3 protein-coding genes are annotated in these 2,258 nt (G+C 37.2%); 1 reads left to right on the top strand and 2 read right to left on the bottom strand.

The window, feature by feature from the left end:
* A partial coding sequence (locus HRT72_10150) for a glycosyltransferase (protein NQY68065.1) occupies positions 1-758 on the bottom strand: 758 nt, incomplete at its 3' end.
* Positions 759-788: 30 nt separating this feature from the next.
* Complete coding sequence (locus HRT72_10145; protein NQY68064.1) at positions 789-1,751, bottom strand: class I SAM-dependent methyltransferase; 963 nt, start codon at positions 1,749-1,751, stop codon at positions 789-791.
* Positions 1,752-1,962: 211 nt separating this feature from the next.
* On the opposite strand from HRT72_10145, the gene HRT72_10140 reads away from it, so the two are divergent.
* A partial coding sequence (locus tag HRT72_10140; protein ID NQY68063.1) for a hypothetical protein occupies positions 1,963-2,258 on the top strand: 296 nt, incomplete at its 3' end.

Genomic DNA, 2,258 nt, shown 5'->3' with positions numbered 1-2,258 from the left:
GGCTGAATAAAGGCACCGGATTGATCTATAATATCGTGCATTTCGTTTGGTTGTAGAAAACCGAAGTGCTTTATTTTATTGTGAATTACACGCTGCTCGTAGGCATCTCCTGTACCAACACACCACAACTCCCAATCGGGAAACGAATTTGTAACACTCTTAAATGCTTCCCAAAGCTCAAAAATGCCTTTATGTTGTGTATACCTTCCAACGTATAAGATGCGCTTCGGATAAGACTTCTGTTTCGCCTCTGTACTTCTTTCCCCAATCTTCTCGAACAGATCGACATCGGCGCTATAAAACCCCTCACTTATCTTCCCACCGAAGCCTAACTTCTCCGCAAACACTTTCTGTAGTTTTCCTGGGACCCATGCATGCGAAAATATTCTCTTGAGGTAAATAGGAGAAATCAACGACGCAAAACGTTGTCGGAGGTTTCCCTCCCAATGGTTATCAATTATAAGAACTGTTGGGATCTTTCCCTTGAAGCTTTTGGTAATCTCCAAATAATCTTTATCAAGCCAACCGCTGGTAACTATTACATCGGCTCCAAAAGATTCTATTTCTTCTTTTATTGCCTCAACAGATACACCAGATCTGTCTTTTATTTCACAGTTCGCAATAGAATCAAAAACGAAAGGCGCCTCCGAATTTATGGGCCAGCGGTATATGAGAAGTTCATTACCCTGTTCGCAAAAGGCTTTAAAACAAGCTAAAGAATAACCGGCTAACTCAGAATAAAGAAATACTGCCTTCAAATTAATTGTTGGTTGATGCTTACAATAAAATTATCCCTTTTTTCTAAAAACGAACTCAACAGTAGCTCCTTTGCTGAACAAAGAATCCACTGCATCCATCAATATAAATAGTGGAGCGGAAAGTTTAAAAAACAAATTTTGCAATAATAAGTTCAACGACGAATACTCTTTCACATATTCCTTATTCCCTTTTAAGGACTCGTATAATACTTCCCTTTTCTTAAAAAGTTTGTTTAGCAAGCTCTGCTGAAAACCAAATGGATTATATTCAATTGAAAAATATCTTTCTCTAACTAATTCAAAACCATGTGCTTTCATTATGGCTTTAAACAGTTTTGGTCTAAAGAAAAACAGATGCCGAGGAGGATCTAAATGAAGCCAGTCTCCTTTAAAAAATCTGCTTTGAAAGCTATCTATGTTTGGAAACGACATAACCACTACTCCGTTTGGCTTAATAATATTCGACATTATCTCTAATGTCTTGGCCGGTTCGGTAAGGTGTTCAAATACATGAAACATCGTTATTGCATCAATACTATTTTCCTCGAAATCTGAAGATTCAAGAGTACCCCGTTTAAGGTTCAAGCCTTCTATTCGTTCCGCTCTATCCGCAGATCCACCTTCCATCTCGATACCCTGTATATCAAAATTTCCTTCTTCTTTTACAAACGATAAAAAGCGACCATTTCCACAACCGATGTCTAAAACTTTGCCTCCCTCAACTGTATTTTTAGCTACAAGCTTGGCCCTTTGTCTTCTAAAATAATCGAGCATTTTTTCAATGAGGCCTTCGTTGAATTTTTCTTCCCCTTCTCCATAGTAGCTCTCATCGTAAGCTTGAGCTAACAATTCATCATCTGGGGCAGGAGTTAGAAATACAGCTTCACATTGGTTGCATTCTCTCAGAGTATAGTCATTTCCAAAAGTATCGTACGTACCATATAGCTCAACGCTATCGGTAGTTTTACAATATGTACAAGGTGTATTACTCACTAACTTTGGTCTACCGTTTTATATATAGAATTAACTTTGCTAAGCCCAAATCTATCTCTTTATAGTGTTCAAGCCCTTTATTCTCCGATCCTTTTTTCAAATGTAATCTCCTGTTCCTAAACTTTAAGAACAGCTGCCAAAATCGAACACAAGATGATGACGATAGAAAATTTTATATTTACTACACATTCATATTTCTAATCAAAACCTTATGAGCACCAACCTGACCTATTTACTTCTCCCGATTGCTTTAATATTTAGTTCCAGTTTGTACGCGCAAGAATCGGAAAAACAGTTTTTTCCAGAGAACTCTATTATTGGTGTTTCTACTGAAGCGAGAAGTTACTTTTCTAGCTTTTCGGATTTCACCGAATCCTTTTCTTTCACAAAGGTTATTGGAAACAGATTAGAAATTATTCTTAACCCTTATGGGCATTCCAAGAATAACAACGATGACTGGAACAGGCAAAGTGAAACTATCTTAGGTACATATCTCGGTTTAAATAT

This window comes from Flavobacteriales bacterium, assembly GCA_013214975.1.
In the GTDB taxonomy this organism is placed as follows: Bacteria; Bacteroidota; Bacteroidia; order DT-38; family DT-38; genus DT-38.
Note: the sequence above shows the minus strand (reverse complement) of the source record. Positions and strands in the feature narration are given on the sequence as shown.